General features: G+C 64.1%; 24 protein-coding genes and 1 pseudogene. 12 read left to right on the forward strand and 13 right to left on the reverse strand.

Annotated features, from left to right (window positions below; translation table 11 throughout):
- Both WA702_RS10880 and WA702_RS10885 read right to left on the reverse strand, forming a co-directional pair.
- On the reverse strand, positions 1-562 hold a 562-nt coding region (locus WA702_RS10880), incomplete at its 3' end, for a hypothetical protein (RefSeq protein ID WP_425110520.1).
- A 55-nt stretch (positions 563-617) separates the two neighbouring features.
- Positions 618-2342 carry a type I secretion system permease/ATPase gene (locus WA702_RS10885; RefSeq protein WP_425110521.1) on the reverse strand — a complete coding sequence of 575 codons (1725 nt, stop codon included), beginning with the start codon at positions 2340-2342 and terminating at the stop codon, positions 618-620.
- Positions 2343-2532: 190 nt separating this feature from the next.
- Here WA702_RS10885 and WA702_RS10890 point away from each other — a divergent pair, with 190 nt between their 5' ends.
- On the forward strand, positions 2533-4233 hold the full coding sequence (locus WA702_RS10890) for an adenylate/guanylate cyclase domain-containing protein (protein WP_425110522.1): 1701 nt from the start codon (positions 2533-2535) through the stop codon (positions 4231-4233).
- Between the two features lie 6 nt (positions 4234-4239).
- Here WA702_RS10890 and WA702_RS10895 read toward each other — a convergent pair whose 3' ends face one another.
- The 3 genes from WA702_RS10895 to WA702_RS10905 all read right to left on the reverse strand — a co-directional run bounded on the left by WA702_RS10895 (position 4240) and on the right by WA702_RS10905 (position 6107).
- Positions 4240-5571, reverse strand: a complete 1332-nt coding sequence (locus tag WA702_RS10895; protein ID WP_425110523.1) for an HlyD family type I secretion periplasmic adaptor subunit — start codon at positions 5569-5571, stop codon at positions 4240-4242.
- A gap of 108 nt (positions 5572-5679) precedes the next feature.
- Positions 5680-5940 (reverse strand): DUF6719 family protein, encoded by a 261-nt coding sequence (locus WA702_RS10900; protein ID WP_425110543.1) that lies wholly within the window; start codon positions 5938-5940, stop codon positions 5680-5682.
- Positions 5941-5954: 14 nt separating this feature from the next.
- On the reverse strand, positions 5955-6107 hold the full coding sequence (locus WA702_RS10905; protein ID WP_425110524.1) for a hypothetical protein: 153 nt from the start codon (positions 6105-6107) through the stop codon (positions 5955-5957).
- A gap of 144 nt (positions 6108-6251) precedes the next feature.
- Between WA702_RS10905 and WA702_RS10910 the strand changes: the two genes are divergently transcribed.
- From WA702_RS10910 to WA702_RS10920, 3 genes are all read left to right on the forward strand, one after another.
- The gene (locus WA702_RS10910) at positions 6252-7532 is read left to right on the forward strand and encodes an ArgE/DapE family deacylase (protein ID WP_425110525.1); all 1281 of its coding nucleotides are present in this window, start codon (positions 6252-6254) and stop codon (positions 7530-7532) included.
- 96 nt (positions 7533-7628) lie between these two features.
- On the forward strand, positions 7629-8030 hold the full coding sequence (locus WA702_RS10915; RefSeq protein WP_425110526.1) for a PaaI family thioesterase: 402 nt from the start codon (positions 7629-7631) through the stop codon (positions 8028-8030).
- A 157-nt stretch (positions 8031-8187) separates the two neighbouring features.
- Positions 8188-8811, forward strand: coding sequence for an N-acetyltransferase family protein (locus WA702_RS10920; protein ID WP_425110527.1), 624 nt, complete (start codon positions 8188-8190; stop codon positions 8809-8811).
- A 97-nt stretch (positions 8812-8908) separates the two neighbouring features.
- Here WA702_RS10920 and WA702_RS10925 read toward each other — a convergent pair whose 3' ends face one another.
- The 3 genes from WA702_RS10925 to WA702_RS10935 form a co-directional block, all read right to left on the reverse strand.
- Positions 8909-9214 (reverse strand): hypothetical protein, encoded by a 306-nt coding sequence (locus WA702_RS10925; protein WP_425110528.1) that lies wholly within the window; start codon positions 9212-9214, stop codon positions 8909-8911.
- Positions 9215-9291: 77 nt separating this feature from the next.
- Positions 9292-9990, reverse strand: coding sequence for a DUF2161 domain-containing phosphodiesterase (locus tag WA702_RS10930; RefSeq protein ID WP_425110529.1), 699 nt, complete (start codon positions 9988-9990; stop codon positions 9292-9294).
- Between the two features lie 162 nt (positions 9991-10152).
- Positions 10153-10833 carry an SDR family oxidoreductase gene (locus WA702_RS10935; protein WP_425110530.1) on the reverse strand — a complete coding sequence of 227 codons (681 nt, stop codon included), beginning with the start codon at positions 10831-10833 and terminating at the stop codon, positions 10153-10155.
- An 82-nt stretch (positions 10834-10915) separates the two neighbouring features.
- On the opposite strand from WA702_RS10935, the gene WA702_RS10940 reads away from it, so the two are divergent.
- Entirely contained in the window at positions 10916-11707 is a 792-nt protein-coding gene (locus WA702_RS10940) for an SGNH/GDSL hydrolase family protein (protein WP_425110531.1), read from the forward strand.
- Positions 11708-11765: 58 nt separating this feature from the next.
- Positions 11766-11984, forward strand: coding sequence for a hypothetical protein (locus WA702_RS10945; protein ID WP_425110532.1), 219 nt, complete (start codon positions 11766-11768; stop codon positions 11982-11984).
- A 9-nt stretch (positions 11985-11993) separates the two neighbouring features.
- Here the strand turns inward: WA702_RS10945 and WA702_RS10950 are convergent, their stop codons facing one another.
- Together WA702_RS10950 and WA702_RS10955 are read right to left on the reverse strand one after the other, a co-directional pair.
- Complete coding sequence (locus WA702_RS10950; protein WP_425110533.1) at positions 11994-12737, reverse strand: tyrosine-protein phosphatase; 744 nt, start codon at positions 12735-12737, stop codon at positions 11994-11996.
- Between the two features lie 396 nt (positions 12738-13133).
- Positions 13134-13331, reverse strand: a complete 198-nt coding sequence (locus WA702_RS10955; RefSeq protein WP_425110534.1) for a DUF2735 domain-containing protein — start codon at positions 13329-13331, stop codon at positions 13134-13136.
- Positions 13332-13872: 541 nt separating this feature from the next.
- Here WA702_RS10955 and WA702_RS10960 point away from each other — a divergent pair.
- From WA702_RS10960 to WA702_RS10980, 5 genes are all read left to right on the forward strand, one after another.
- A complete protein-coding gene (locus tag WA702_RS10960; protein WP_425110535.1) occupies positions 13873-14907 on the forward strand; it encodes a glutamine synthetase beta-grasp domain-containing protein in 1035 nt (344 codons plus the stop codon).
- Positions 14908-15097: 190 nt separating this feature from the next.
- The gene (locus WA702_RS10965) at positions 15098-15802 is read left to right on the forward strand and encodes a GrlR family regulatory protein (RefSeq protein WP_425110536.1); all 705 of its coding nucleotides are present in this window, start codon (positions 15098-15100) and stop codon (positions 15800-15802) included.
- Between the two features lie 4 nt (positions 15803-15806).
- On the forward strand, positions 15807-16490 hold the full coding sequence (locus WA702_RS10970) for a substrate-binding domain-containing protein (protein ID WP_425110537.1): 684 nt from the start codon (positions 15807-15809) through the stop codon (positions 16488-16490).
- A gap of 147 nt (positions 16491-16637) precedes the next feature.
- Positions 16638-18878 carry a multicopper oxidase family protein gene (locus tag WA702_RS10975; protein ID WP_425110538.1) on the forward strand — a complete coding sequence of 747 codons (2241 nt, stop codon included), beginning with the start codon at positions 16638-16640 and terminating at the stop codon, positions 18876-18878.
- Positions 18879-19007: 129 nt separating this feature from the next.
- Complete coding sequence (locus tag WA702_RS10980) at positions 19008-20630, forward strand: ABC-F family ATP-binding cassette domain-containing protein (protein ID WP_425110539.1); 1623 nt, start codon at positions 19008-19010, stop codon at positions 20628-20630.
- Between the two features lie 71 nt (positions 20631-20701).
- Here WA702_RS10980 and WA702_RS10985 read toward each other — a convergent pair whose 3' ends face one another.
- From WA702_RS10985 to WA702_RS10995, 3 genes are all read right to left on the reverse strand, one after another.
- Positions 20702-20947, reverse strand: coding sequence for a hypothetical protein (locus WA702_RS10985; protein WP_425110540.1), 246 nt, complete (start codon positions 20945-20947; stop codon positions 20702-20704).
- A 106-nt stretch (positions 20948-21053) separates the two neighbouring features.
- Complete coding sequence (locus WA702_RS10990; RefSeq protein WP_425110541.1) at positions 21054-23132, reverse strand: methyl-accepting chemotaxis protein; 2079 nt, start codon at positions 23130-23132, stop codon at positions 21054-21056.
- Positions 23133-23267: 135 nt separating this feature from the next.
- A complete protein-coding gene (locus tag WA702_RS10995) occupies positions 23268-23705 on the reverse strand; it encodes a DUF1810 domain-containing protein (protein WP_425110542.1) in 438 nt (145 codons plus the stop codon).
- A gap of 221 nt (positions 23706-23926) precedes the next feature.
- On the opposite strand from WA702_RS10995, the pseudogene WA702_RS11000 reads away from it, so the two are divergent.
- Positions 23927-24331 (forward strand): annotated as a pseudogene (locus tag WA702_RS11000) (hypothetical protein); the annotation flags it as partial.

Consider the following 24331-nt stretch of genomic DNA (forward strand, 5'->3'; position numbering starts at 1 on the left):
TGTCCGCGACGCGCGCATGCGGCGCGGCCGGCGCGGGCTGCGATGCGCGGGCCTGAGTCACCGGCGCGGGCGTGGCAGCCGGTAATGTCGGCGCAGGCGATACGACAGCAACTGGCGCTGGCGCGACGGGGACGGCAACTGACGGAGCCGCCTGTATGACAATCGGGGCGGGCGGAGCTTTTGCGATATCCGGCGCCGGCATTGCGGGGGCGCTGTCGACTGCCACGCGATTCTGCGAGCCCGGCTGGATCGATGCTGCGGGTATCGGCTGCTCCGGAGCCGCAGGCGCAATGATCGGCATCGGCGGGGCGAGCTCGACCTGAGGCGGCTGGGGCCTGGCCGACTGCGGCCGAGTCGGATCGGCTTTGCCGACCTCCAGCTTGGCCATCTCGGTCGCGCCGGGCTTCTTGTTGGTCTCACCCGGCAACGTCACCGGCTGGTTTTGCGCTTGTGCCAGCATCTCGCGCGCGGTCAACGCTTGCGCAAGCAACGGCACCGGCGTCAGGACCGTCAACGCAAGTGCCAGGCGGATGGTTTTCGAAGTCGTCGCAAAAGAGGTCATGACATCTGTCCTTTCAGTCCTTGCGGTGCGCGTCTGTGGCGCGGCACCTCGATGATCACGCAGCGGCCGTGGCGGCGGCCCGATCATGGGCGACGACGACGCGCTGGCCGCGCATCTTGGCGATCACTTGGTCGCGCGGGCCGGTCACCAGCACCTTGCCGAAGGTCATCACCATGATGCTGTCAACATGCGCCAAAAGCTGCGGACGGTGCGTGACCACGATCACGGTTCGGCCGGCGGCCTTCGCCGAGGCCATCGCCTTGGCCAGTGCCTTCTCGCCGTCCTCGTCGAGATTGGAATTCGGCTCGTCCAGGATCAGCAGGCGCGGGTCGCCATGAAGCGCGCGGGCGAGGCCGACACGCTGGCGCATGCCGCCAGACAGTGCCACGCCGCCGTCGCCGATTGGTGTGTCGTAGCCGTTCGGCAGCCGCAGGATCACCTCATGCGCGCCGGCCGCTCTGGCCGCGGCGACCACCGCGTCATCTTCGACCTTGCCGAGGCGGGCGATATTCTCGGCCACCGTGCCGGAGAACAATTCGATGTCCTGCGGCAGGTAGCCGATATGTTTGCCGAGCCGGGTCTGGTCCCACTGGCTGTAGGCGGCACCGTCGATCCGGATCACGCCGTCGCGCAGCGGCCAGACGCCGGCCATGGCGCGCGCCAGGGACGACTTGCCGCTCGCCGAGGCACCGACGATGGCGAGGCTCTCACCGGCGCGCAGCGAAAAGCTCACACCTTTGACCGCGGGGCGGCTCGCGCCCGTCGGCCACACTACGGCATTCTCGACCTGGATCTCGCCGCGCGGTGTCGGCAGCGCCGTCGGTGCCGCCGACAGTGGCAGCGCCTGGAACAGATCCTCGAGCCGACGATAGGCGGAGCGGAATGCGATGATCCGCTTCCATTGTCCGACGACCTGCTCGACCGGAGCCAGCGCGCGACCCATGATGATCGAAGCCGCCATCATGGCGCCGGGCGAGATCTGACGCTCGATCGCGAGCCAGGCGCCGATGCAGAGCAGCGAGGTCTGCACGGCCTGGCGCGCGAACTTGGTCACCGCATGCATGGCCGCGCCGCGCTCGACAAGCGTGCTGTGCGCCTGCACCATCGCCGACTGGCGATTGCTCCAGCGATCCATCACGATGTCGGCCATACCGAGGCCACGGATGACTTCGCCGTTGCGCAGCGCGGCGGCGACGATGCGCGAGGCCTCGTTGGCGAGCGCGTTGGTGCGGTCGACGCTCGAATGGGTGTAGAGCTCGGTGAACAAGGCCAGTGAGAACAGCAGGACCGAGCCGAACACCGCGAGAATGCCGAGATAGGCATGCTGCATGAAGCACAGCAACACGTAGATCGGCGTCCAGGGCAGGTCGCAGGCAACCGCGGCGGTGCCGCTGGACAAGCAGTCACGAATGGTCTCGGCGTCGCGGATCACCTGCTGGCCAAAGCGATGGCGCGGCGATAGCTCCGCCTTCATCATGGTCTCGAACAAAGGATGGCGCAGGATGCCTTCGAACTGCACGCCGGCGCGTGCCAGCACGCCGGAACGGGCAAATTCCAGGATGCCGTAGAGCGCAAGGAAGATGCCGACGATCAGGGTCAGCATGACCAGTGTGCCGACGCTGCGACTTGTCAGCACCCGGTCATAGACCTGCATCGAATAGAGCGGCGAGGCCAGCATGCTGGCATTGATGAACAGGCTGAGCACGAAGGTTGCGATCAGGGCGGGAAAGCAGGCGCGCAGCGCCTGACCGAGTGGGCTTCGGCGTGTGGCGTTCGTCATGGGCTAAGTCCCTCGCTTCGCGATGTCGATGGGCCCGAGCGTTGGTTCGCGCCGGACATGCGGGACTGTCCCAGACCGATCAGGTTTCAACCGTGATTGACCTCACACAATGGGTCGTCGAGCTACTCTGCTTGAGTTCGTCATGATGAGCGGGTAGCGGAAGGGAGACCAAGGGCGGGCCGAAGCGATCATGCGTGGTGTGACGACTCAAAATCTCCGTCTTGTCTCGGGCCTGGTGCTGTTCGCCTTTGCCGCGACGCATTTTCTCAATCACGCGGTCGGCCTGTTCAGCCTGGAAGCGATGGACGAGGTGCAGGAGTGGCGCCTCGCGGTGACGCGCTCATGGCCCGGCATGGTGGTGCTCGGTGCAGCGCTGCTCACTCATGTGGTGCTCGCTTTGGCGAAGACGCTGCGTCGCGGAACCCTTCGCTTGCCGGCCTGGGAACTCGCCCAGCTTGCGACCGGGCTCGCCATTCCCTTCCTGCTGTTGCCGCATATCATCGATACCCACGTCGCGAATGCGCTGTTCGGGGTGCAGGACAGCTATCTCTATGCACTCGCCTGGCTCTGGCCGGCGGGAGCCTGGACACAGAGCGTGCTGCTGCTGCTGGTCTGGAGCCATGCCTGTCTCGGACTGCATTACTGGCTCAAGTTCGATGCTTGGTATCAGCTCACGAAGCCATTGTGGGTGGTGCTCGCGGTCGCCATTCCGATGGCCGCGCTGATGGGCTTCGTGGTGTCGGGCCGGTTCGTCGCGGCGCTGCTCGCCGATCCCGCCATGGCCGAGCGCATGCGCAGCGTGACGCACTGGCCCGATGTCGCCGAGGCGGCGTGGCTTGCGCTGTATGAGATTGCCGCGCGGATCGGCTTTGCGATCGTCCTCGCGGCGGTCGCGGTCGGCGTCGCGTTCCGACAGTTCAACATGCTGGCTGCACCGAAGATTGCGATTAGCTATGCGGGTGGTGAGAAGATCCAGTCTGCTGTCGGCCCGACCTTGCTCGAGATCAGCCGCAATCATGGCCTCATGCATGTGGCGGAGTGCGGCGGCCGCGCTCGCTGCGGTCTGTGCCGGGTGCGGATCGACGAGGGTCATGAAAGTCTCGCGCCGCCTGATGGCGCCGAGCGCGCGACGCTGGCGCCGTTCAATCCGACCGGCAACGTCAGGCTCGCCTGTCAGATCCGGCCCACTGCGCCGCTGGTCGTGACGCGGCTGGTGTCGCCGGGAACGGAGCCGGTGACGGCCGCCGTATCCGACGGCGGTTTTGACGCCGGCACGCGCCGGCCGCTCTGCCTGCTCTATGTCCACCTCAGAGAGTTCGACGCGATCGCGCGCGATCGCTTGCCCTACGATCTTGTGTTCCTGATGAATGAATTCTTCGGTGCCGTGGGCCAGGCGGTCGAAGGTCACTCCGGCCGTGTCGATCACTTTCTCGGCGATGCCGTGCTCGCCGTGTTCGGCGAGCAGCGCGGCCTGGAGCAGGGCTGCAAGGACGCCGTCGACGCGGCACGTGCGCTCGACCTTGCGCTCGACCGCGTCAACGAAAAGGTCGCCGCGGAGATTGGCCGGCCGATGCAGGCCAGCATGGGCATGCATGCCGGCGAGCTGGTGCTGGGGCGGGTGGCGTTCGGGCAGAGCGCGCGGATCGCAGTGCTTGGCGTCGGCGCCGATCTGCCGGCGCGGCTCGCTGCGGTGGCCTACCAGAAGAGCTGGCAGCTGGCGCTGTCGATGGAGGTGGCGCGCAGTGCGGGCCTGAATGATGCCGCTGCATTTCATCGCGCGGTCCTTGCGGCCAAAGGCGAGGCGGGTGCCGCGATCGAACTGGTCGGGGTCGTCAGATGCCGCGACATCGCGACCGGGGCAATGGCCGAGCTGCCAACCAGCACCCCGTGACATCCCTCATTTCTCGCGGAAGGTCTTGGCCAGCATGTTGACCATCGGCCCGACCAGGTATTCAAGCGCGGTGCGCTCGCCGGTCGTGATGATCACGTCGGCCTGCATGCCCGGCAGGATGTGGTTCGCAACCTCGGGCGGCAGCGCGGAATAGTCGATGACGACGCGTGTGCCGTAGTAGCTGTCTTTGGAGCCGGTCTCGGTGACGGCATCGGCGGAGACGCTCGCGACCTTGCCGAAGATGGTCGGCGTCGAGCGCGAGGAGAAATTCGGGAAGCGCACTTCGGCTTTCTGGCCGATCGCGACGCTCTCGATGTCGTGCGGCGAGACGTGGGCCATGACGTCGAGGCCTTCGCCGACCGGCACGATCTCGGCGAGCGTATCGCCGGGCTTCACAACGGCGCCGATGGTGTGAACCTTCACGTTCATCACAATGCCGTCGCGCTCGGCATGGATGTCGATCCGGCGCAGCACGTCCTCGGCGATCACGATCTTCTCGCGCAGATCGGACTGCTTGGCTCTGATGGTGTCGAGCTGCTGCGAAACCTCGGTCTGGTATTTCTGCAGGGCCTGTTCGATCTGCAGCCGGGTCTGCGCGATCGTCTGTGTCAATTTCGCCACGTCGGCCTGCGCCTGGCCGAGATCGCCTTCGACGTGGTCGCGCTCGCGCTCGAGCTCGAGGAAGCGGTTGCGGGCGAAGAAGCCCTGCGCCAGCGCCGGCCGTACATTGTTGATCTGTGTGTTGAAGCTCGTGAGCTGGTCGGTCAGCGAGGCGCGCTGGCGGTCGCGTCCGGCCAGCTCCTGCTGCTGCTGAGCAATCTGCGAGTTCAGGATGTTGACCTGGTTGATGAGCCCGTTGCGACGATCGATGAATTGCCGCTGCTGGTCGGCGATCGCAATCGCGGTCTCCGGAACATTCTGCCGTCGCAGCAGACTGTCCGGAAAGGTGATGAGCCGCGCATTGCCCCGCTCGGCGACCAGCCGGGCTTCCTCGGCCTGTGCTGCGTCCATCTGCTTGCGCAGGATGTCGGTATTGGCCTGGGCCTCGGTCGGCTGCAGCCGGAACAGCACGTCGCCCTGATGAACGTGCTGGGTCTCCTTGACCAGGATGTCGCGGATGATGCCGCCTTCGCGGTGCTGCACCACCTTGTGATCGCCGGACACCGAGACCGTGCCTTGTGCGATCGCCGCACGGTCGAGCGGAGCGAAATTGGCCCAGATGCCGAAGCCGCCGAATGTCAGTGCGATCGAGGCATAGCCGAGCAGGGCGTAGCGACGAAAGTCGCCGTTGGGAGCGGGTATGGTGCCTGGGAACGGGAGGGCCTGGGTCTGCAACATGGCTCATGCTCGCGATTGATGCTGCGCGAGCTTTGCCGGTCGGGGAACCATTGGACTGTGCTGCGCGTCACAAAGCGCGCGGCCTTCGCCCGCTTGCAGCCGGCTGGATTACCTCTTCTTTGGCCCGAAGCGCGGCACGCATTTGATGGCGCGCGCAACGCCTTCCGGTGTCATCTTGGCGCCGGACACCTCCTTGACCTGTCCGGCCGGGCAGGTGCCGTCATCGACCATCACGCGCTGGCCGAGGCGGAGATCGGTGATGTCCTGCTCGCGGCCGTAAGTCTGCGCCTGCGCGGGTGCTGCCGCGCCGATCAGCAGCGCCGCACCGAGCAGAGCGGTCGAAACGGATAGTTCGTACGGGTTGCGCATCAGAGGACCACGCATCACTTGCTCTCGATCTTCAGGCCGTTGGGCCCGACGTTGATCTGCAGACCTTCGGGCTGCTTCCGTGCTTGATAGAGGTTGAAGCCGAGCACGCCGACGGCAACGACCAGAACGCCGATGATCAGATACAGAACGTTTCGGTTGTTGGTCATTCCTCACCATTCAGCTCGCAGCCAAGCAGGACATGCGAAAGTGTAGGGGGACCTCTGTGATTCTGAAAGCGGCGCCAAAAAGCCTGCAATCCGCAGCGGAACTGTGATTGGATCGGCTGCCCGACAAGAGGAATCCCTGAGACAATGATCACGAGCGAGACCCAACAGCGCATTCTCGATGCCGTCGACGCCGGGTTTGACCGGCAGCTTGCCACCACGCGCGATTTTGTCGCCATTCCGTCGACCCGCGGCGCGGAGGGACCATGCCAGGACATGATCGGCGACCTCCTGCGCACGCGCGGCTATGAGGTCGACGACTGGCATATTGATCTCGACGATCTCAAGGATCTGCGCGGGTTTGGTCCGGTCGAGACGGATTTCTCGCGCGCTCGCACCGTGGTTGGAACCTACCGTCCGTCCAACAATGCCGGCAAATCGCTGATCCTGCAGGGCCACTGCGACGTGGTGCCGACGGGGCCGCTCGACATGTGGGAGACGCCGCCGTTCTCGCCCGTCATCAAGGACGGCAAGATGTATGGCCGCGGCGCCTGCGACATGAAGTCCGGCACCATCGGCGCGCTGTATGCGCTGGACGCGATCAAAGCGGCAGGCCTGAAGTCGACGGCGCGAATCCATTTCCAGTCCGTGATCGAAGAGGAGAGCACGGGCATCGGCGCGCTCTCCACCCTGCAGCGCGGCTATCGGGCCGACGCCTGCTTCATCCCGGAGCCGACCGGCTGCAAGATGGTGCGCTCGCAGGTCGGCGTGATCTGGTTTCGGCTTCGGGTGCGCGGCTTCCCGGTGCACGTGTTCGAGGCCGGCGCGGGCTCCAATGCGATCACCGCGGCCTATCATCTGGTCCATGCGCTCGAAAAGCTCGAGATCGCGTGGAACGAGCGCGCCAAGGCCGATCGCCACTTCAAGAATCTCAATCACCCGATCAACTTCAATCCCGGCATCATCAAGGGCGGCGACTGGGCCTCAAGCGTGCCGGCCTGGTGCGACGTCGATTGCCGCATCGCCGTGCTGCCGGGCTGGTCGATCAAGGATTGCCAAAATGAGATCCTGGCCTGCGTCGCCAGTGCGGCGCGCAATCATCGCTTCCTGTCCAACAACCCGCCGACGGTGGAATGGTCGGGCTTCCTCTCCGAGGGTTACGAGCTGAAGGATTCGGCCGAGCCGGAAGCGGCGTTCGGCCGGGCCTTCAACGCGGTGTTCGGCGGCCAAGTGCAGGATCTCGTGTTCACTGCGCTGACCGACACGCGGTTCTACGGGCTCGACTACGACATTCCGAGCCTGTGCTTCGGCGCCAGCGGCGCGGCGATGCACGGCTTCAACGAATATGTCGAGCTCGATTCGCTGCGCCAATCGACCAAGGCCACGGCGCTGTTCATCGCCGAATGGTGCGGCGTCGAGCAGGCGTGAGCTGACAACACTAAGCCGGCAATGACCTCCGAGGTCATTGCCGTGACCGCGTGCGCGCGTCATTCTTCGTCGTTAACGTCGCGTGAAGGGGCAGGAATGACGCCGCTCGAAAAGATCAACTCCTTGAAGATGCCGTTCGCCGAACTGAAGGGTGTCGTCTTCACCGAAGCCCAGCCTGACCGCGTTGTCGCGCGCATGCTGGTGCGGCCGGATCTCTGCACCTTGCATCACACGATCCATGGTGGGGCTATCATGGCGCTCGCCGATTCCGTCGGCGCGGCCGCGACCGTGATCAACCTGCCTGATGACGCCAAGGGCACCACCACGATCGAGAGCAAGACCAACTTCATTGGCGGCGCGAAGGAAGGAACGACAGTGGTCGCGACCGCCACGCCCGTGCATCGGGGTCGCCGTACTCAGGTGTGGCAGACCCGGCTGGAAACCGAAGACGGGAAACTGCTCGCGATCGTCACCCAGACCCAACTCGTTCTCGTATGACTACGGGGGCGTGCTGGCCGTTAACGACGCATTGCCTGATCCAGCGCGAAAGGTCGTCCTGCAGAACGCAGGGCTTGAATTCTATGTTGCGATGCACAATATAGATTGATCTAGGGATTCAACGCCTCCTCGAGGGCTTCCAAGAGGAGTTTTAGCAGTGCCACAGATCGATACCTTTCGCCCCCGGCAGGGCTTCGGCTATGTGCGGACGCTGAGCCAGCACGAAGAGCTGCCGCTGTTGCGCGACCATCTGTTGCGCCTCGATGCCGACAGCCGTCATGATCGCTTCAACGGCTTTCTCGATGACGGCTTCATCGAGCGCTATGCCGCCAAATGCGCCGCAGACGGCACCACCATCGTCGCCTACATGGAAAATGGCATGGTGCGTGGCGCGGCCGAACTGCATCCGCCGGAGCATTCCGAGGACCGGCTGCCGGAGATCGCCTTCAGCGTCGAAGCCTGCATGCGCCGGCGTGGCGTCGGCAGCCTACTGTTTGAGCGGGTGATCGCGGAAGCCCGCTGGAGGGGCTATCGTCGCTTGCGCGTCACCACCGGCGCGGAGAACCATGCGATGCGTGCGCTGGCCGCCAAGTTCGGCGCCAATCTGGTGTTCGAGCGCGGCGAATCCACCGGCACGATCGATCTGACGCAGCAGCCGCAGAACGAGATGACGAAACTTGTGATCGACATGCCGCTCGCTGCCGCGCGCGTCTTTTTCCAGCTCAACCGCATCTGCTGGAAGATCGTCAGCCGGATGTATGGCGCCAAGCGCGCCGCCTGACGTCGATGCACATTCAAAAGACGAGAGCGCGGCAGCGGGCTATCAGCTGTCGCGCTCTCGTCGTTTCAGTACCCGTCCAGCTGAAGCGCTGAGCCGTTCAGGTCCCGGTGCGCGGGGCGAAGTTGAAGCGGCGCGCGGTGCGGCGCTCGACCACCACGGCGCGTTGCGTCGTGCCCTGATCGGCCATGACGACGCGCGTATTGGTGCGAGCCGCGACGCGGCTGGCTTTCTTCACTTCGGGCAGCACCTGCTCGAGCGGAAGACCCATCAGCGCCGAGGCGATCTCCGCCTGCGCCTGCACGTCATCGGTGATGCCGGAAGCGGCAAAAATCGCTTCTTCCAGAGTCGGCGGATCGCGCCGCACTCGCCGCGTGCCGTACTTGGTATTCCAGTCTTCGCTCATGGGGGCCTCGTGAATGATCCGGGATACCTAGGAGCCTCTATGTTGCATTGCAATATGAAATTCGCAGCACAAGCCTGCTATGCGCTCACCATCTCGCGAACGCCGAGCCCTTGGTCCTGCATGTGGGAATCCTGAGGCCAGCGTTGCAAGGCCGCGCGGCCGGCGTCGGTCAACGCGTAGATGCCGCGCTCGGTGCGGTCGAACCAGCCATAGACATTGTGCTGCAGGATCTTGGGCGCGTCCGGGATCCGGGGGCGCAGATCGCGTACGCGCTGCGGGCCAGCGGCCATCGCGGCGGCGCAGGCCAGGGCCTGCTGACGGTAAGCGGTCATGATGGGCGCACGTGTCGAGCCGCCCAGCACTGGGTCGCCCTTGCGGCGCTGGTGCTCGCTGACCAGGCGCGAGCGCTGCTTCGGATTGCGCCGGGGCGCCGCGGTTGGAGGCGGCACCAGCACCTCGACATCACCGTGATCGGTGACCCCCAGCATGCCGAAACCGAGCCGTCGGCACAGATTGCGGTAGCGCGCATCGCTCTCGCGGCCCTTGCCGCGTACCGACAGTTTTGCGGCGATCCAAATCTCGTCGCACGCGCCGGCGCGATCGACCGCCTGCATCAGAAGCTCGAGATTGAAGGCCTGCTTGAGCTCGCAAATCACGACGACAGGCGGATCGTCCCCCTTGAGCGCGACCACGTCGCAGCCGCCGATCTCGCCCTTGGCCTGAAAGCCGAGGGTTTCGAGAAAGCGTTTGACGGGCAGGTAAAGCGCGGTTTCCAAGCGGGATCCAAGAGCTTGCGATACGAGGGGCGACTCAGGCGCCGCAAGTCTAGCGGCATGCGAAGACACATGGCAGCGTAAAGTGGTTTCCGCTGTAGCTCGCGACCTTTTGGTTTGACGCGTTTTCTTGACGCCAACCGCCGTCCACTTCGCTCGAAAACGCTATACCCGCCCAGCCACCGGTATCAACGCGCCGGTGACGCCGCTGGCGGCGTCACTCGCCAGAAACAGGATCACTTCGGCCAGCTCCTGCGGGGAGACCCATTTATCGAAATCTGCTTTCGGCATGCTGGCGCGATTGGCTGCGGTGTCGATGATCGAGGGCAGCACCGCGTTGACGGTGATCTTGCCTTTCCACTCGGCTGCCAGCGCCTCGGTCAAGCGGTGCACGCCGGCCTTGGAGGCCGCATAGGGGCCCATGCCGGCACCAGCCTGCAGCGCGCCCATGGCGCCGACATTGACGATGCGCCCGGCGCTCGAGCGCGCCAGATGCGGCAGGGCAGCGCGTGAGGCATTCAGCGCGGTCAGCACATTGAGCTGGTACATCTTCGGCCAGGCGCTGCCGTCGCCATCGGCGGCGGCTTCGAAGGTGAAGCCTCCGGCGACGTTGATCAGCGCGTCAAGCCGGCCGAAATGCGTCGCAACAGCATCCATCGCCGTCTTGGCCTGCGCGGCGTCAGAGAGATCGACGCCGCCGAGCTCGATCCGGTCGTCGGTCGCGGGCAGTTGCGCCTGTGCGTGGTCGACGCCGGCGACACGGGCGCCGCGCGCCAGCGCCATCTCGGCAACCTTGCTGCCCAGCGCGCCCAACGCCCCCGTAATCACGATGACAGTCCCGTTCATTTCGCGTTCGTCCCGATCAGCTTCGATATCTTACTATCGCTGCGACGCAGGGGACTTGCAATGGCGCGAGGTTCGCAGGACGATGCAACCGGAGAGCGATGGCGAAAAACGGGGGGGACAAATGACGGACGCACCAGCCTGCAATACTCATCCCGATCTCGTGTCCTTCGACCATCCGCTTCCTCATTTTCGCGACAGCCTGAACCGACAGCGCAGGACGCGTGTTGTCGCGATAGGATCCTCATCGACCGCAGGCGTGGGGGATGTGGTGCCTTATCCCTACCGGCTGGAGCAGCTGTTTCGACAGGAAAGCACCTTCTACGGCCGCATGATCGATATCATCAATCGCGGAATAGGCGGCCAGGAATCGCCGGAACAGCTTGCTCGTTTTGAAAGCGATGTGATCGCGGAAGCGCCGGCGCTCGTAATCTGGCAGGTCGGCACCAACGCCATCTACCACAAGGACAGCTACAATTTCGACGCGGTCGTCGCGGCGATCGATGTCGGGTTGGGATGGCTGGCAGGATTACCGATGGATGTCGTGCTGATGGACCTGCAATACACGGCTGCCCTCGTGACGACATCCGGAAAGCTTGCATTGTCGGAGGAGCTGGAAACGCGCATCGCCGAGGTTGCCGCGCGGCGCGAGGTCAATCTGTTCAAGCGCTGGGCGCTGATGAAGCGCTGGTGCACGGAAGGGCAGATCCCGCTGGCGATCATGGACGATGGCGCCGACGAGCATCTCCATATGAGCGATTGGGCGACGGCCTGCTCGACCAAGGCACTTTGTCACGCGATGGTGTCGGCACCTGAGGCGCGGTCCGTAGTTGACCGGAGCCAAATCGCTAAAATTAGCTCGGCTTTCGTAAGCTGATCGCGAGGACGGCCCGGTACCTTCGAGCCTTGAAGGACAGGGGTGTTGGAGCTTCGCCATGATGAGACATCTGCCGGACCATGGTTTGCCGCTGGTTCAGCTCAAGGAGCAGCGCCGCGACCTGGTGGTCGCCCTGCAGAACCGCGCCGGCCCGGTCACTGGCTGGGAGCTGATGCAGATCGCAGCCGTGCAGCAGGCGATTACCGCGTTCGAGGAGGTCATCGCCGATCTCGATGCGCTGGAAGCCGCCGAGGCCGAGTCGGCCGACGCCGCCTGAGGGCGGTCATCAAGCCGCCAGATAGCGCGCCTGCAGGGCGGCGCGCTCCGACGTGCCGATACCGAGGCCATCCCTGAGATAGCCGTCGAGGCCGCCATAGTCGGTCTGCACCGCCTCGAACCCGGCGGTCAGAAACGAGGCATGGACCGACCCAATCGCGTCCCTGACATCGTCAGGCAGGTCCGTGCTGGCGGCGGGATCGCGCCGGTAGAAGCGGTTGGTCAGGAGATAATCGTCCGCGATCACGTCATCGGGGACGCCGAGCGCATGCAGGATCAACGCGCAGGCAAAGCCGGTGCGGTCCTTGCCCGCTGTGCAATGGATCACCAGCGGCGCACGATCCTCCAGTAGATGCGTGAACAATCCACGGAAACTGTCGGTGCTGAGGTGGACGTAGTTCCGGTAGGACTCGCGCATGATCTCCAGCGCATCCTCGGCCGTGAGCCGACCGGCGGCGAGGCGTGCACGCAGAGTGGCCACGACGGTAGGCTCGATCGGCAGCGAATGCACGGTGATGTCGGCGATGCCGCACAACGCTGCCGCCCGCTCCTCGCGGCCGCGGAAGTCGAACGCACTGCGGACGCCAAGCTGACGCACGATCGCGATGTCGGCCTCGGTCAGGTGGCCCAGGTGATTGGAGCGGAACATTTGCCGCCAGCGGATCGTGCGGCCGTCACTGGTGAGGTAGCCGCCGAGGTCGCGAAAATTGCTCGCGCCTTCGAGATTGAGATGACGGGCAGGGGTCTCTGACATCCACTCAGCCTACCCCATCAGCCGTGCCGGTGAAATCATGTCAAAGCCGGTTCCGTTCACGAGTCGGCCGGTGATACCGGTGTATTTTCGGGGGGCGCCATGGATCGATCAAGTTTCACATCGGCGGCAGCGGCCCTGGCATGGCCTGCGACCGCGTTCCTTCCTGCAGATCGATGCCGGCCAAGTGACGCTTGCCAGGCGGTTCGGATGGTCGGGGCCGCGCTATTCCGGCGGGGGCCTGACACTGATGATCAGCAAAGCCGGTGAGGTCGCGATCCGCCACGCGCATCGGCCGGCCACGGCTTGCGAATCCCTCGAAAACAAAGGGCCGGAACGTTGACGTTCCGACCCTTCAATCGAGACGGCGCCAGGCCGCTCGTACGGTTGATATCGGCATTAGCGGTCCCATGCCGGCTTGGTTTCTTGGATTGCCTCCTCATGATACCAGCTGCCGCTGCAAATCGTCGGCTGCAGAGCGGGAGCCTGCTCTCGGCTGGTTTCGACCTCGCCGTAACGACGTTCATCGAGGGCTGCTCGGCCCCCGCGCGGAAATTGATAGATCCTTGCGGATCCCTGACCAACATTGGTGTTCATCTCGATCTCCTTTCCATTGAACACAACAAATGGTGCGCTCGACTTGTTCTCTTGTGGTTTACCGATTCGGATATTTGGCGGTGCTCCGGGGAATGCAATGTGATGAAAAGGAAATCAGCACTTGCGCGTTTTGTAGGCAGTTCGTGGTTTGCTTCCTGCGAAGCAGCCGGCAGGAGACCAACATCTGGGCCGGGCCGAAGGTTGCGAAGCCGCGCGAAAGCGTTTCCAAACATTTCGTGCGACTGCCGCCGTCTTGATCGGAGGTCGTGTGGCGGGCCGCGATGCCACTGAAACAAGCGGGATTCGTGACTGCGCCGCGGCCCCCAGAACGCGTGCCACGCGCTAGACGCGATGCTATGTCGCACCCCGCGTGTTCCGAAAAGCTGGGGAAAGACCCTTTTCGCACCTGCGTCGGGTGCGGCGCCGCGCCGCAGTATTTGGCACGTTACGTGCTTAAGAGAGGCCGGCCGATCGTGGCCGGGTAAGCGGGGCAGGCCCAGTGCTTCTGGCCTCCCACCTTTCGATTTAACAGAGAGGCTCAATGACGAAATACAAGCTCGAGTACATCTGGCTCGACGGCTACAAGCCGGTGCCGAATCTCCGCGGCAAAACTCAGATCAAGGAATTTTCCTCCTTCCCGACCTTGGAACAACTGCCTCTCTGGGGCTTCGACGGCTCGTCCACCATGCAGGCCGAAGGTCACAGCTCCGATTGCGTGCTGAAGCCGGTTGCGGTTTATCCCGACGCCGCCCGCACCAACGGTGCTCTGGTGATGTGCGAAGTCATGATGCCGGACGGCAAGACGCCGCATGTGTCGAACTCGCGCGCGACCATCCTGGACGACGCGGATGCGTGGTTCGGTTTCGAGCAGGAATATTTCTTCTACAAGGACGGCCGTCCGCTCGGCTTCCCGTCATCAGGCTTTCCGGCGCCGCAGGGCCCGTATTACACCGGCGTCGGCTACAAAAACGTCGGCGACTTCGCGCGCAAGATGGTGGAAGAGCATCTCGACCTCTGCCTTGCGGCCGGCATCAACCACGAAGGCATTAACGCGGAGGTCGCGAAGGGCCAGTGGGAATTCCAGATCTTCGGCAAGGGCTCGCGCACTGCCGCCGACCAGATGTGGATCGCCCGTTATCTGATGCTGCGCCTGACCGAGAAGTACGGCGTCGACATCGAGTTCCACTGCAAGCCGCTCGGCGACACCGACTGGAACGGTTCCGGCATGCACGCCAACTTCTCGACCAAGTACATGCGCGAAGTCGGCGGCAAAGACTATTTCGAGCAGCTGATGGAGGCCTTCAAGACCAACCGTGCCGACCACATCGCGGTGTATGGCCCTGACAATCACATGCGCCTGACCGGCAAGCACGAGACCGCCTCGATCGACACCTTCAGCTGGGGTGTGGCCGACCGCGGTGCGTCAATCCGCGTGCCGCACTCCTTCGTCAACAATGGCTACAGGGGCTATCTGGAAGATCGCCGCCCGAACTCGCAGGGCTGCCCCTACCAGATCGCGTCGCAGATCCTCAAGACGGTTTCGACGGTTCCGACCGGCGCGAAGGCTGCAGCCTGAGCCGTCAGTCGCTGAATATCGCCTCCTTCGACAAAGGGCTGACAGCATGATCCGCCGGAGTTTCGCTCCGGCGGATTTGTTTCGTGACGGCTGCGTTGTAACAGCACGTTGGCGACGTCGCCGCTTCCCATTGAATTTGCGGCCGTGCTAATCATTGCTGACAGTGTCCAGCCCGTGGGGGAGCGCGGCTGTGTTCGGAGGATTCTACACAAGCAGGTATCAACTCGGCCCGACGCCGGGGCGTGGCGTCATGTATGCGCGTGGCGGCCGGATGCTCGGCGGCAGTTCGGCCTTCGCCCATATCGGATCATTCGAGGCCATCGGCGAAGAGATCGCGATCGAGATCAGGACCAGCCGCCACAATCCTGATCCACATTACTCAGCCATGGCGGGCACCGACGACGCCACCTTGCTGGCCCGTGGCCGCGCCGATGGCAGAAATTACCGTTTTGCAGGTGAGCTCAAGGAACTGCCCGGCGTGCCGTTTCAGTCCGTCCTGACGCCGGTCGACGAGCCGTCGCTGCCGGCGACCGGCGCGACCGGCGCGGGCGGCATCGTCAACGGACTCTATTCCATCCACCTCCGTTTGCTCGATGGTGTCGACGGCGGCCTGACGGGCGTGATGCTGCTCAACGAGGGTCGCATCCTGGGCGGCGACAACTACTTCTACTATCTCGGCGCCTACGCCTCCGAGCATGGCCGCTGGAAGGGCCAGATCCTCAATCAGGAGCACACGCCAGCGCGTGGCGTCGACCTGATCTTCGGCGGCCATGAGGTGGGCATCGGCTTTGCCGGCACCTGCGACATGGACAGCGCGCGCTTCGAGGCAACGGCACTGGCCGGCAAACGTAGCGTGCGTCTTAGCGCGGCGCTCAAGCTCCTGCAGCGGGCCTGAATTGATGAGTGAAATGGTACGCGTGCTTTCGACCCTGGCCGTGAAAACCGCGGTGCAACAGCTTGTCGAACCCTATGTCAGCACCATTGGCTGCCGCATCGACGCAGATTTTGCACCGACGCTGGCACTGTTGGAGCGGCTGCGCGCAGGCGATGCGGCCGATCTCGTCATTCTCACGCGCGAGGGCCTGCATGAGCTTGCCGATGAAGGAAAGGTGATCGCCGCGAGCTGCGTGGATCTTGCGCGCTCCTATGTCGGTCTTGCGGTGAGAGCCGGTGCACCACATCCCGATGTCGCTGACGAAGCAGGATTGCGCGATGCGTTGCTGGCTGCGCGGGTGGCCTATTCGCGGATCGGCGCCAGCGGCATCCTGTTCGCTAGCCTGATCGAACGAATGGGAATTGCCGCGGAGATCAACGCCAAGGCGGTCGTCATTCCGTCGGGCCTGACTGCGGCGCGGCTGGTTTCGGGCGAGGCGGACCTTGCGGTTCAGCAGATCAGCGAGCTCAAGCAGGTCGACGGCATCGAGGTCGTCGGACCGATCCCCTTTGCATTGCAGATTCCGGCCATCTTCTCCGCCGGCCTGATGACGGCGTCGTCGCGACGTCAGCAGGCCGGAGATCTGCTGCGCCATCTGGCGTCATCAGAATTTGCCGACGCGCTGCGCACCGCCGGATTGGAGCCTTGAATTCCGCTGGCGTGCAGCGACAGGCCCTGCGGCGAAAAATCTTTCAAGGATTGAATGTTTGTGATCCCACACGCTTGACGGTTTGAGCGACCGGTATTCTCCTTGTGCGAACGTGCGCCTGATGGCGTGCGCATGGGGAGAGAGCTCATGAGAAGCGCCTGCCTGCTTGTCGCCGCGCTGGTCGCGGCGTTCGCCGTCAACGTCACGGCCGCTGCCCAGAAGGTCCACCCGTTCGAAGCACCGCCGGTTCTGGTCGAGGAGGGCGCTCCTGCGGCCGCCGCGGTGCCACTCACGGCCCAGCCCGGTCCGTGCCGGCCGCAAGGAATGGTGTCGCGGAATGGCCCGATCGTCACCGCGCGGCTCGATTTCGTCCGCGCCCATTTCACTATCAACAACCCCGATCCGACCGACCCGCAGCCGAACGGCGACGATCCGGTCGAGCTGCGCTCCTACGGCGGTTGCAAATCGGGGCCCCTGATCAATGTCAGGCCGGGCGATACGCTGCGCGTCAACCTGGTCAACAAGCTCAATGTCGACGATCCGAGTTGCCTCGAAAGTCCGCCGTCGGGCCTGGGCCTGCCGCCCGGCGTGAGCTGCTTCAACACCACCAACCTGCACACCCATGGCCTGCACGTGTCGCCGGCGGGAAATAGCGACAACGTGCTGCTCAACATCACGCCGCAGACGCAGTTTCCCTATGAGGTCAACATCCCGGCCGACCATCCCGCCGGAACGTTCTGGTATCACGCCCATCGCCACGGATCGACGGCCGTGCAGGTCGCCAGCGGCGCCTCCGGCGTACTGGTGGTGCGCGGTAACAGTCCGTACACGCCGCCGTCGCCCGGCAATCCTCGTCCGATCGCCGACATCGATACGATCTTGCACGACGTCAATGGCACGCCGCTGCCCGAGCAGTTCTTCCTGTTTCAGCAAATCGCCTATGCCTGCTTCGCCAATCAGCCCAACCAGCCGGGCGGTCCCTGGCAGCAGATCTGGACCAGCCAGGGCCTCTACAACGCCAGCAGCAGCCAGGCGGTTCAGAATGCGCCTTGGATCTGTCCATTGCCGACAGAGGGCAATCCGGTCAGTCCGGGCGTCGTCGAAAATTTCTCGCTGCAGCTGGATTCGCCATCGATCTGGGACACCAATGGCCGCTTCACCAGCATCAACGGCGTGGTGCAGCCGACCATCACATTGCCAGCCGGCCAAATCCAGCGCTGGCGGTTCGTGCATGCGGGCATTCACGACACCATCAATGTGCAGATCGTGCGGGCAAAGCCGGTCCGGGGCAACAATCTGATCGCGACGTCGGCACTCACGGGCAATCGTCGTGAGCAGCTTCCCGACCTGCTAACGACCTGTCTGGCTTCGCCGGATACTCTGATCCCGCAGTTCGAGATTGCGTCCGATGGGCTGACCAGGACCAAGCTGCATCAGATCCACGCCAGCACCACCGGCGGCGTGATGGAATCGAACTATCTGCAGCCGGGATATCGCAGCGACGTCCTGGTCGTCTTCCCGGACGAGGGCGACTATTGCCTGCTGGACCAGGCCGCTCCCGCGCAGGAGCGCGCAAGCAACGGCGCCGGCGGCCAGGGACCGTCGACACCACAACTTCTGGCCTATGTTCACGTCCGCGGTGGGACCGCAGTGACGACAGACCTGCGCGTCTATGTCGAGCAGGCGCTCTATGACGCCAACCCGCAGCTACCGGCTGCCGTTCGCGATGGGTTGAAGACGGGTGATCTCGATCCCTGGGCGCCCTTCGTCGCGCTGGCGCCGCCATCCGGCACCGACACGCAGAAGGCTGTTTTCACCATCAAGGGACCGCCGCCGGGAAGCAATTTCCCGCTGTTTCAGGTCAATGGCCAGTCCTACGATCCCGATGTCGTCAACATCACGCGCCAGGTCAACACCACGGATGATTGGATTTTGAGTGCGCAGGGCGAGCCGCACATCTTCCACATCCACGTCAATCCGTTCGAGGTGATGGATGTTACCATGACGCTTCAGAACGGGCAGCAGCAATCGATCTATGACAAGGACGGCAACTGCATGCCCGGAATAGTTTCGGGAGACAGCCAGCAGCTGGCCAACCAATATTGCGGCATGCGCCATACCTTCCGCGACACGATCTTCGTGGAGAATAATTTTCAGGTGCATATCCGCACCCGGTATGACCGCTACATCGGGGAATATGTGCTGCATTGTCATATTCTCGATCACGAGGACGCCGGCATGATGCTCAACGTCGCCATTGTTCCGGACGTCAATCAGCCGGGCGGCGGTCTCGGTATGAAGATGCGGCATCGAGCGCCGGCGACGCCAGTGTCGGACACGTCGTCGCACCAGATGCAGGGCACAATGCCGATGCCGGCACACAAATAGGAGGTGCAATATTTCAAACGGGACTAGGCGGCTTTGAAGGGGAGGGCGCGGAAGCGCGAAAAGCGCCTTCCACTGCGGCGCAGCATGGACTAAGAGCGGCGGTAAATCGGTCCACGCTCTTGAGCCCCCATGATCCGCCTCGATAACGTCAGCAAGCAAGTCGGCCACCAGATCCTCTTCATCGAAGCCTCGGCAGCGCTGCAGAAGGGCGAGAAGATCGGCCTTGTCGGCCCCAACGGCGCCGGAAAATCGACCCTGTTCCGTATGATTGCGGGGCAGGAACAGCCGGACGAGGGCCAAGTGTCGCTCGATCGCGGTATCTCGATCGGCTATTTCAACCAGGATGTCGGCGAGATGTCCGGCCGCAGCGCGGTCGCTGAGGTGATGGACGGCGCAGGCCCCGTCTCGGCTGTCGCGACCGAGCTGAAGGAGCTGGAGGCCGCGATGGCCGATCCGGACCGCGCCGACGAAATGGACGAGATCATCGCGCGCTATGGCGACGTGCTGGCCCGCTTTGAGGAGCTCGACGGTTATGCGCTGGACAGCCGCGCGCGCGAGGCGCTGTCGGGTCTCGGCTTCAGCCCGGAAATGATGGACGGCGATGTCGGCAAGCTCTCGGGGGGGTGGAAGATGCGCGTGGCATTGGCCCGCATCCTGCTGATGCGCCCGGACGTGATGCTGCTGGACGAGCCGAGCAACCATCTCGATCTCGAAAGCCTGATCTGGCTGGAGCAGTTCCTCAGGGGGTATGAAGGCGCACTGATGATGACCTCGCATGATCGCGAGTTCATCAACCGCGTCATCGGCAAGGTCGTCGAGATCGACGGCGGCCAGCTCACCACCTATTCCGGCGACTATGAGTTCTACGAGCAGCAACGCGCGCTGAACGAAAAGCAGCAGCAGGCGCAGTATGAGCGTCAGCAGGCGATGCTGGCCAAGGAGATCAAGTTCATCGAGCGCTTCAAGGCGCGGGCCTCGCACGCGGCGCAGGTGCAGAGCCGGGTGAAGAAGCTCGACAAGATCGAGCGCGTCGAGCCGCCGAAGCGCCGCCAGACCGTCGCATTCGAGTTCCTGCCGGCGCCGCGCTCCGGCGAAGACGTGGTCAGCCTGAAGCGCGTGCACAAGAGCTATGGCAGCCGCCGGATCTATGACGGGCTCGACTTCGGAATTCGCCGCCGCGAGCGCTGGTGCGTGATGGGCGTCAACGGCGCCGGCAAGTCGACATTGCTGAAGCTCGTGGCCGGGGCGGCCGATCCCGATGACGGCACGGTGACGGTCGGCGGCAGTGTGAAGATGGGCTATTTCGCCCAGCACGCGATGGACCTGCTCGACGGCGACCGGACCGTGTTCCAGTCGCTGGAGGATGCCTTCCCGCAGGCAGGCCAAGGCTCGCTGCGCGCGCTGGCCGGCTGCTTCGGCTTCTCCGGCGACGATGTCGAGAAGCGGTGCCGGGTGCTGTCGGGCGGCGAGAAGGCGCGGCTGGTGATGGCCAAGATGCTGTATGACCCGCCGAACTTCCTGGTGCTGGACGAGCCGACCAACCATCTCGACCTCGCGACCAAGGAGATGCTGATCGGCGCGCTCGCGGAGTTCGAAGGCACCATGTTGTTCGTCTCGCATGACCGCCACTTCCTGGCGGCGCTGTCGAACCGGGTGCTCGAGCTGGCCGAGGACGGCATTCATCAATACGGTGGCGGCTACACCGAATATGTCGCCCGCAGCGGCCACGAGGCGCCAGGCTTGCGCAGCTAATAAGCCTGCGTAGCTGAGAAGTGCCGCCCCGCCTGGAGCACCGGGCGGAGCGGGCCGTAGAAATACCGAACTTAGCCGCCCGCTTCGCACTTCTTCATGAAGCTGGTCTTGGCGGCGCCGGCGAGCTTCTTGCCGTCGGAGCCGACCGCCTTGGTCTCGCAGCTGTCGGCCATGCACTTCTTCATGAACGAGGCCTTGGCAGCGCCGGCCAGCGGCTTGCCGTCCTTGCCCGTCGCCTTGCTGTCGCAGCTGTCCTGCGCAAAGGCCGAACTCGCCGCGAAGCTGGCGAGTGCGGCAATCAGAAACAATTTCCTCATCGGTGCGTCTCCTGTGAAAAACAACGCTGCAGATGGGAACCGCAAATCTTGGCGCGATCAAGTTGCCTCGTCGTACTCGATCGAGAAATCCCCGGTCATGGAACCGTCACGCCGCGCGCACCTCCGACAGGAAGCGGTTGACCTGGCCAGCGAGGTCGCGCGACTGCGACGACAATTGCGACGCTGCCGAGAGCACCTGCTGAGCCGCCTGACCGGTCTGGTCGGCCGCCTGCTGCACGCCGGAAATGTTGCTGTTGACGTCGCGGGTACCGCGCGCGGCGTCCTGGACGCTGCGCGAGATCTCGGTTGTCGCCGAGCCCTGCTGCTCGATCGCGGAGGCAATCGCGACGCCGATCTGGTCGATCTCGGTGATGACGTTGACGACGTCCTGGATCGCCGCGACCGTCTCGTCGCTGGCGGTCTGGATCGAGGTGATCTGCTCGGAAATCTCGCTAGTCGCTTTCGCAGTCTGCTCAGCCAGCGACTTGACCTCGGAGGCCACCACCGCGAAGCCACGGCCGGCCTCACCGGCACGTGCGGCCTCGATGGTCGCGTTCAGCGCCAGGAGATTGGTCTGCTCGGCGATGCTGCGGATCAAGGTCACCACGTCGCCGATCTTCTGCGCGCCTTCGGCCAGTGAACGCGCGGTATCGCCGGTGCGCCGCGCATTGCCGACGGCGCGGGCGGCGATCTCGGTGGACTGGGCGACGCGGCGGCCGATCTCGGAGATCGAGGAGGTCAGCTCCTCAGTGGCGCTGGCCACCGTCTGCACGTTGCTCGATGTCTGCTCAGAGGCGGTGGCGACCAGGCCAGCCTGCCGGTTGGCGGCATTTGCGGTGGAGGACATTGACTGCGCGGTGGTCTCCATCTCCGCCGAGGCGCCGGAGAGACCGCCGATCAGCTCGGTGACCTTGGTTTCGAAGCTGCGGGCGAGCTCGTCGAGCATCTGGGCGCGGCGCACCTTGACGTCGCTGTCGGCCGCCTTCTCGGCGGCAAGCGCGTCGGCCCTGACCATGTTGTCCTTGAACACGCCGACGGCTGCTGCCATCGCGCCGATCTCGTCGTCGCGCTCCAATCCCGCGATCGCGCTGTTCATGTCGCCGCCGGCAAGGCGTTCCATCGACGCCGTGAGATCCACGATCGGCTGGCAGATGCGGCGGCGGACCATGACGATCAGACCGGCGCTGGCGGCAACAAAGATCACGAGCACCGCGAGCGCCACGAAAAAGCTGACGCGAGCCGCCGAATAGGCCGCGCCGAGAGTCTGCTCGGCATGGTCGTAGAACGCGTCGCGCACACCGATGATAGCGCCGAGGCCGAGCTGGGATTCCACATAGAAGGCGCCGACGTCGTGCTCGTACTTGCCGGTCGCGGCGCCGTCCTTCACCATCTTCAACTCATTGCCGAAGCGCTGCGTGTACGCCTCGGTCATGCGCTGCAGCGCTGCAACGACCGAGGGCGGCGTCGCCGGATTTTTGCGCAACTCCTCCAGCGTGAGCTCGATCTGATCGGTTCGGCCCTGACTGCGATAGAGCTCCTTGATCTCGGCTTCGGTGGCCGGGCGCTTGGCGCTGACAAGGGCCTTATGGATGCTCGCATTGAGGCCGCCGATGTCGCGCAGCGCCCACGCTACGTTGGCATAGGTGGCCTGGCGGAAGGCATCGCCGTCGAGCGCGGCGAGCTTGCGCACCTGGCCATCGAGCAGGCCGGCGACCGCAGTGTTGAAGGCGCTATTCCCGGCGACGGCAGCCTTTGCGGCGTCGCGGCGCGCTTCCGGCGGCTTAGCGAGGCCCTGGTCCATCATCTCGCGCAGGGCCGAGAACTTCACCTTCAGCGCATCGATGGCGCTCGCCACCGCATCGGCATCATCGAGCCCGGAGAGCTGCTTGCGCACCTCCATCATCTTGTCGACTGCGCCATCGGTGTGCTTGCGGTAGGTATCGAGCTCGGCGCGCTGCTTGGGGTCAATCGACGGCGGTCCAAACAGGATATTGGTGGCAAAGCCGCGTTCGGGGTTGAGATAACGCGGAATGTCACCGGCGGCCCGCACCACCGCAAGCCGGGCTTGCGCGACGGAGACCTGGCCCATGGTCTGATATTTCGAGGCGGCGACGTAGAGTGAGATACCGCCGCCGACGGTGGACAAAGAGACGATTGAAATCGTGAGCAGGGCGCCAAGCTTCATGCGACTGGACCAATCACGGTAAGGAAAATGTGTACCGACACCGTAAATTGACTGGATTAATCGCAGGTTTATCCGTCGTCGGGGCACATCGTGCTCATCGCACCGCAGCTCGCGTGTGAGTTGTTTTTTTACGGCTCAAGAGTTCGCCATGCGCTCCAGAGTTGCAAGCGTCGCCGGATCTTTCTCGCCAGCATAATATTTTTCGAGCGCCTCCGCGAAGATTGGGTTGTCTGAGACGGCATCGAACAAGGTCATCGACGAACGAAACTTGAGATCGTCGGGCGAGCCGAGAATGGCGTAGATGGTCTTGCCGCCCACGCCGAGCACGAGGCGGGTGCATTCGATCAGGCGCGGGCCGAGCACGGGATGGGCGAGATAGGCCTCGGCCTCCCCCCGTGAGCCGATCGCATAACGCTGCGCCATGGCCGAAAAGCCGAGCCCCGCGATCTGCGGGAAAACGAACCACATCCAGTGGCTTTGCTTCGCCCCCGCGGCCAGCTCCACGACCACGCGCGAATAAACCGGCTCCTGAGCCGCCACAAAACGGTTCAGATCATGAGGCATGCTGCTCATGATTCTCTCCAAGCTATTGGGTTTGAAGTCGTTTTTCTCAATTCACGCGCCTTTTTGAAGGGGCCGCTCGTCTCGGTTGCAGTGTGGCCGGATAAACTTATCTGGCTTTTGTCTAGATTATGCCGCAGTCTTGTCCATTCTATGCCACGACGGGTCGAATCTCCCCGTGGGGTCGGACGCCCAGCTTGAGGCCATCCGATGGGGAGTGTATTGGGGTTGTGATGCCTTCCGACGACGTGAGTGTAGCAGTGCTGTTGTTGCGCGGCCGTATCGGTCGGTCGGAGACGATTGCGCTTGTGTTCGCCGCGCTCGCGATCGCAGCTGGCGCTGCCGCCTGGGTCAGCGCCGATGCCGATCAGGCTCCGCTTGCTGCGGCGGCTTTGCCTGCGGCCCCGCTCGCAGCCACCACGTTCGATGCGCGCTTTGGATCGAGCCGTTCCGCTATCGTCTATCCGGCGAGCGACGCCGTGCAAGCGCTCGATCGTTTTGCCACCCACGCGCTCGATCGCCAGTTGCTCGATGCACGGGCGGCGCTGGTCAAGGGCATGGGCGCGCCGGATCCCGCAGCCCGCGACCTGAGCGCCGGCGATTTCCGCCCCACGCTGGTCGAAGGCACCACCGTGGCG

The organism is Bradyrhizobium sp. (assembly GCF_049798375.1).
GTDB lineage: Bacteria > Pseudomonadota > Alphaproteobacteria > Rhizobiales > Xanthobacteraceae > Bradyrhizobium.

Excerpts from the sequence above, each read along its gene's own strand:
- WA702_RS10935 (WP_425110530.1), bottom strand. The coding sequence starts at position 10,833 with ATGAACGGGACTGTCATCGTGATTACGGGGGCGTTGGGCGCGCTGGGC.
- WA702_RS10960 (WP_425110535.1), top strand. The coding sequence starts at position 13,873 with ATGACGAAATACAAGCTCGAGTACATCTGGCTCGACGGCTACAAGCCG.
- WA702_RS10980 (WP_425110539.1), top strand. The coding sequence starts at position 19,008 with ATGATCCGCCTCGATAACGTCAGCAAGCAAGTCGGCCACCAGATCCTC.
- WA702_RS10900 (WP_425110543.1), bottom strand. The coding sequence starts at position 5,940 with ATGCGCAACCCGTACGAACTATCCGTTTCGACCGCTCTGCTCGGTGCG.
- WA702_RS10940 (WP_425110531.1), top strand. The coding sequence starts at position 10,916 with ATGCAACCGGAGAGCGATGGCGAAAAACGGGGGGGACAAATGACGGAC.
- WA702_RS10925 (WP_425110528.1), bottom strand. The coding sequence starts at position 9,214 with ATGAGCGAAGACTGGAATACCAAGTACGGCACGCGGCGAGTGCGGCGC.
- WA702_RS10905 (WP_425110524.1), bottom strand. The coding sequence starts at position 6,107 with ATGACCAACAACCGAAACGTTCTGTATCTGATCATCGGCGTTCTGGTC.
- WA702_RS10950 (WP_425110533.1), bottom strand. The coding sequence starts at position 12,737 with ATGTCAGAGACCCCTGCCCGTCATCTCAATCTCGAAGGCGCGAGCAAT.
- WA702_RS10970 (WP_425110537.1), top strand. The coding sequence starts at position 15,807 with ATGAGTGAAATGGTACGCGTGCTTTCGACCCTGGCCGTGAAAACCGCG.
- WA702_RS10885 (WP_425110521.1), bottom strand. The coding sequence starts at position 2,342 with ATGACGAACGCCACACGCCGAAGCCCACTCGGTCAGGCGCTGCGCGCC.
- WA702_RS10945 (WP_425110532.1), top strand. The coding sequence starts at position 11,766 with ATGATGAGACATCTGCCGGACCATGGTTTGCCGCTGGTTCAGCTCAAG.
- WA702_RS10990 (WP_425110541.1), bottom strand. The coding sequence starts at position 23,132 with ATGAAGCTTGGCGCCCTGCTCACGATTTCAATCGTCTCTTTGTCCACC.
- WA702_RS10995 (WP_425110542.1), bottom strand. The coding sequence starts at position 23,705 with ATGAGCAGCATGCCTCATGATCTGAACCGTTTTGTGGCGGCTCAGGAG.
- WA702_RS10985 (WP_425110540.1), bottom strand. The coding sequence starts at position 20,947 with ATGAGGAAATTGTTTCTGATTGCCGCACTCGCCAGCTTCGCGGCGAGT.
- WA702_RS10955 (WP_425110534.1), bottom strand. The coding sequence starts at position 13,331 with ATGAACACCAATGTTGGTCAGGGATCCGCAAGGATCTATCAATTTCCG.
- WA702_RS10890 (WP_425110522.1), top strand. The coding sequence starts at position 2,533 with ATGCGTGGTGTGACGACTCAAAATCTCCGTCTTGTCTCGGGCCTGGTG.
- WA702_RS10910 (WP_425110525.1), top strand. The coding sequence starts at position 6,252 with ATGATCACGAGCGAGACCCAACAGCGCATTCTCGATGCCGTCGACGCC.
- WA702_RS10915 (WP_425110526.1), top strand. The coding sequence starts at position 7,629 with ATGACGCCGCTCGAAAAGATCAACTCCTTGAAGATGCCGTTCGCCGAA.
- WA702_RS10975 (WP_425110538.1), top strand. The coding sequence starts at position 16,638 with ATGAGAAGCGCCTGCCTGCTTGTCGCCGCGCTGGTCGCGGCGTTCGCC.
- WA702_RS10895 (WP_425110523.1), bottom strand. The coding sequence starts at position 5,571 with ATGTTGCAGACCCAGGCCCTCCCGTTCCCAGGCACCATACCCGCTCCC.